At 58.9% G+C, this 5,112-nt stretch carries 3 protein-coding genes and 2 pseudogenes; 2 read left to right on the forward strand and 3 right to left on the reverse strand.

Annotation, left to right across the window (positions count from 1 at the left end):
* Positions 1-264: transposase (locus tag IF809_RS37905; RefSeq protein ID WP_462840026.1), on the reverse strand; the 264-nt coding region annotated here is incomplete at its 3' end.
* A gap of 897 nt (positions 265-1,161) precedes the next feature.
* On the opposite strand from IF809_RS37905, the gene IF809_RS37910 reads away from it, so the two are divergent.
* Positions 1,162-2,700 carry a DUF1521 domain-containing protein gene (locus IF809_RS37910; RefSeq protein ID WP_014498039.1) on the forward strand — a complete coding sequence of 513 codons (1,539 nt, stop codon included), beginning with the start codon at positions 1,162-1,164 and terminating at the stop codon, positions 2,698-2,700.
* 714 nt (positions 2,701-3,414) lie between these two features.
* Here IF809_RS37910 and IF809_RS37915 read toward each other — a convergent pair.
* Together IF809_RS37915 and IF809_RS37920 are read right to left on the reverse strand one after the other, a co-directional pair.
* Positions 3,415-3,618, reverse strand: a complete 204-nt coding sequence (locus tag IF809_RS37915) for a hypothetical protein (protein WP_011084467.1) — start codon at positions 3,616-3,618, stop codon at positions 3,415-3,417.
* A gap of 628 nt (positions 3,619-4,246) precedes the next feature.
* A pseudogene (locus IF809_RS37920) lies at positions 4,247-4,489 on the reverse strand (hypothetical protein); the annotation flags it as partial.
* 398 nt (positions 4,490-4,887) lie between these two features.
* On the opposite strand from IF809_RS37920, the pseudogene IF809_RS37925 reads away from it, so the two are divergent.
* Positions 4,888-5,112: pseudogene (locus IF809_RS37925) on the forward strand (hypothetical protein); the annotation flags it as partial.

The raw sequence follows: 5,112 nt of genomic DNA on the forward strand, positions 1-5,112 counted from the left end.
CTCTGTCTCCAGCGGCGTCGCGTCCCAGACACCGTCGGCAATGAAATGGTGCAACTGGTCGTAGTTGCTCGTGACAAGGCGTTCCGCCATCGGCTGAACGCTCTTGCGATCGCCAGGACCGATCAATCCCGCAACATACAGAGGACACATCCGCTGCCGGGTCTTATGACCCAGCCGGTCCAAGAACGGCATCAGCCAGCGTTCGAGTTCGTCTTCCCATCCCGGCATGGTCAGCCCTCCAAGAGCCGACCACCCATGAATCATTGAAAAATTGATTCGGGAATCCTATAAAACGCGGCAAAATCAACAATCTGCCAAAGTAGTGCTAGTGAGGCTAGCAGCGAAATTCTGACCTACGTGCGCGGTCAGGCGCGCACTTGGATCGATCGGCCAACAGGTTGGCTGTGGCGTTTGTCGATCAGCGCTGAGTCATCCAATCTGAAGTCTTTGGAGACTCATGGCGTGGGGCGGTAGCCTGGTTAGGGCCGCGCGCTGATGCTGTAGAGGCTGTTGGTGTGATCGCCCGTATCCCCACAGATCGCGTCCGGAATCTTCGGATCGCCGCTGGCGGCAATAGCGGCGTGGCCGGAGCGGTTGGAATGCTGCTTCCCAACCGCTGGAGTGACTGGCGGAATTGCGGCGACCGCGTCACTTATCGACAGAATGATATGCCTCTCGGTCCCGATGATTGTTGCATCAAGAGCAAGCGGCGTGAATCTCGCATGCAACAGGACCGATCGGCGCAGCCGACATCGGACAGTCGATCGATGTTAACGAAGCGACGTATCACATGTGATCGGCGGGCGTCGATAGTTGCCTGAGATGGTCCGTCGTGACGGCCGGCCGCCGCGAGCAACCATGCGATCCGCACCCCTCGGATGCTACGAGGGTTGCGATGCTCAGTCGGTGGTTCATTGTCGTCAGCTTTTCGACAGGTGCTGCAGGTAGAGTCCCTGCGAGTTCGATGGGCGCGATATGCTCGCGCCGAGCCGCTGCGAAGGTGATGAGAGAGGGGGCTCATCGAGGCTGCCGGGGCTGGTGGCGAGAGGCATTCATTCGCTCACCATCGGGCCAAGGGTGCGGCCTGAAATGCTTCCTGTTGATGCGCGCATAACGCTCGCAGTTTTACCGCTTTCTTCGATGCAATCAGGAGTGAACTAAATGGCGTATCTTCCCGTGGCCGGTCTCCCCGTGGTCGGCGCACTCGATTCGACGGTGAATGGGGTGGGGTCAGAGGGGGTGGTTGCCAGCCCAGCTTTCAGCACACTGTTGGGACAGTATGTCACGCCGGGTGCCTACCAGTACCTGCCGGCAGGCGCTGCCGTCGTTGTCGCTCCGGTGGTCGTTCCTGCAGGTGGCGTCACAACCGCTGTCGTGGCTCCGGCGGTCGTCACTCCAGTCGTGGCTGCTCCCGTGTACATGATGGCTCCGCCTCCTCCTTTCATGCTGTTGAGCCAGCAAAGTTCGGGTTCGGAGCCTTCCGTCGATCCGGTATGGACGCATGAGGTCAAGGATGGCAAGGCCACGATCAACCTCGGCGACAAATATACGATCACAGCCAATGAGAAGGATGGCACCTGGACCGTCCGCAACAACCAGACCGGCCATGTCACGAAGATCCATGGCGATCCCCATGTTGACGCTAACGGGGACGGCAAGGATGACTTCGACTTCAAGAAAGATATGACCTTCCAGCTCGACGATGGGACCAAGATTACCGTCAATAATGTCGACTACGGTAATGGTGAGACCATCTCCTCAAGGCTGACCATTACGAACGGCCACAACGCGATGGTTGTGGAGGGGCTCGGCGACGACAAGGATGGCAAAAACAATCTGAGGGTGACTCAGTCCAACGCTGGCATGACTCTTGATGAGCTGACACCCGATGGTGCCCAGACGATCCATGAGAGCGGCCAAGGCTGGGTCGATGGCGCCGGCGGCGTGGTGAATCAGGCGAGTATCGATGCCGGCGAACAGGGTCGCGCGCCGGGCAACTACCAGTCTGCAAGCGCAACGCCTGCCAGTGCAACGCCCGTGTTCTTCGTTCCTCCTCCACCGCCGCCTCTTGCGATGGTTCCGTTTGCCGTCGCTCAGACGCCAGCGCCGTCATCTCAGCCAGCGCCAGTGTGGTCGCACGAGGTCAAGGACGGCAAGGCGACGATCAACCTTGGTGATAAGTATACGATCACGGCCGATGAGAAGGACGGCACCTGGACCGTTAGGAACAACCAGACCGGCCATGTCTCGAGGATCCACGGCGATCCTCACGTCGATGCTAATGGCGACGGCAAGGACGATTTCGACTTCAAGAAAGGTATGACCTTCCAGCTCGACGACGGCACGAAGATTACGGTGGACACGGTCGATTATGGCAAGGGAAAAACCATCTCCTCGAAGCTCACCATCACCAACGGCGACAATGCCATGGTTGTGGAGGGACTCGGCGACGACAAGGATGGGAAAAACAATCTGAAGGTCACGCAGTCTAATGCTGGGCGAACGCTTGATCAGCTGACGTCCGATGGAGCTCAGACAATCCATGAGACAAATCAGGGGTGGGTTGACAACTCCGGACGCAAGGTGACGCAGTCGGTGATCAACCACAATGAGAACCCGGATGCGCCGCCGGATTTCAAGACGATGATGCGCGAGGCCATGTTCCGGCGCATTTTCGGTCGCGATGCACAGCCGGCATGAGGCCTGATCCCGGGGATGTCGGAAACTCGTGGAAGCGGGCGCTAGCGCCCGCCTTTCATTTTCGCCAAACGGCCGCGAGAAGGGCAGCTTGGCGATCTATCGATTTAGGATCGACGGTAACAGCCAGATTGTCTTGGCAATCGCAGCCTTGGCGCCGACAAACGGGCGGAGGGCCTCCAGACCCGGCTACCCGGCTAGAATTGCTGCGGCGCGTTGCCGGCGATGGAGGCGCTGCGCGGGAACGGTGCTCTCAGGTCTGTCTGCACGTCAACGTCCTGCAGATGCAGGCGTCGCAGCGAAAATCCCGGCCAAGATCGTAGATTGGATTGGGGACGGCCTCGGCGGCGCGATCTACCCTCGGCTCAAAAGCATAAGCCACTGTTTCGCGTTGAGCCCTGCCTGTCTTTAGCCTACCAAGCCGGGCGTGAACCCTTGCGCTCCCAGAACATCCATCATCCTCTCACGAAGCCGGAGGCGCCATGGCTTTGAGCATCACCATTTCCGTCAAAGTCTGCTGTTGGGGACGCCAAAGGGACGTCGCAGCAGCCCGCTGCCAAAAAGATCCAGGTGCATTCGGATTCGCGGAGCAGTTCGCAGCGGACCTGAAAGATCATAGAATGCGCATCTAACTGCTGGCGTGTGCCAAGTCTCACTTGGCACGTCTTCGATTCAATCACCAGGCGGCCGTATCGCTATCTGGCGCCGACCATCGGCTCATCCATCATCAAGCTCGCTCATGGCCTCATCCATATCCGACTGCGAATCGCTTATGACTTGCGTCGCGACGGAAACGAGAGCCTTTTCGAATGCTCGGCGCAGTAGCGCTGCACGCGTGTCATCGCCGCCGTTCTCGGCGGTGTCGGAGGGGGCGCCAACCTGCGACGCTGTTGCATTGATATCGGCTGCGTCTGCGTTCATGTCGTAACACCCGGATAGCGGCGTCGCCTAGATGACCTATCCTCTTCATGCTAGCAGGAGCAGCTTGCGAAAAGCTGACTAAGATCGAGCTTCCTTGGCGGCTTCATCCATGATCGAGAAGGATCATGAGCACGCGCCAGCGGAAGTGATGACATTCAAAGCGGCGCGCGATGCTGCTGTCGAGCTGGCTGCACGCAAGCGGGCCAATCTCGTCAAGGTGCTGCCTTAAAGCATTGCGGACTCAGGGCTTTACCTCCGACGGTTCAATCACGAAGTAGCATGTACCGGGGCGAAGGCCGCATACGTTATCGCAGGTGCACGAGCCGCCATCACATTCGTCTCCTTTTCCGCCAGTTAGCAATTCGTGGAACAGAAACGCGCCCTCTGCAAATTCCTTTGCGTTGCCTTGGCGAACTCCTCGGATACCGTTTTTCGATTGAGCGATTGCTTTCGTATACAGATGAAGTTTCGGGCAGTTCGCAGCAATGCCGAACGCCGCGCCCTGCAGAAATGCAACGCTTCGGCCATCGGCGTGCGCTGATGATGAGCACGGCCGTTGTTGGCGATTTGAACAACATCAGACCTCTTGTCCCCATAACACCATACCGATTGCGGCGCTAAAGCATCGCTACCCTGCTGTTGGCTGATCTTCCTTATCCGCGCCGCGCATCACGATCTTCAGCGCATCATCCGGCAACGGCCGCTGCAATGCCTTTGCTTCATCCCGCGGCGCGCGCATCCATACGTCGCGCTCCTCATCGGTCGTCAGGAAGCCATAAACGAGGTGAGGGCCGGGGGCCGGCTTGGACTTGGTGCCCCGGTCGCCCTTGAACCCGGTCCAGATGCCCGCGATCAGATGGGCATGGCGGCTACCGGCCGGTTGTACACGCCGCTCGCGGGAGAGATCGACAGGCGCGCAGCCAGCCAAGGAGCAAGGTTGTGTTCCAGCCAGCCATGGCAATCGCTGATGAGCGATCCTCATCAGTGGTCGCGTTGTCGACCGTGGTGAGGCATCCGGGCGAAACTTTGCGCCGCAATGCTGCTCGAAGAACAGGGAGTCGTCCAGAAACCTGACGGCGTTTGCCCCTGAGGTTGGTGAGCGTGATTTTGGTTTGATGAGCGCTCATCCATGCGAATAAGTTGCTGAGAAACACGATGCCAGCAGGTCGGACAAAGCCGAGATTGCCGAAATCGTTGATGACCTCCGGCGGCCAGCCGTTGACGGCGTGCGCCGCAAGATCGGCCGCAACCTTCGACAGGGACAGTCCATTGAATGGTACCGTCAAATTAACGAATTGGAGCGGCGGAGGGGTAGACGACCGGCAGACCGCCCGGGACCCTCTTTATCGCCGCCATCGCACCGGAAGTGATCAGTTATCCCGTTTGGTTATATTTCCGGCTTCCCTTAAGCTTGCGGATGGTCGAGGAAATGCTGGCGGCGCGTGGCATTGGCGTGACCTATGAAACCGTGCGCCAGTGGGGACGGAAATTCGG

It is taken from the genome of Bradyrhizobium sp. UFLA06-24, assembly GCF_054967145.1.

What these genes read in the sequence shown, in the direction of transcription:
- IF809_RS37915 (WP_011084467.1), bottom strand. Translation starts at nt 3,618, where the DNA reads ATGAACGCAGACGCAGCCGATATCAATGCAACAGCGTCGCAGGTTGGC.
- IF809_RS37910 (WP_014498039.1), top strand. Translation starts at nt 1,162, where the DNA reads ATGGCGTATCTTCCCGTGGCCGGTCTCCCCGTGGTCGGCGCACTCGAT.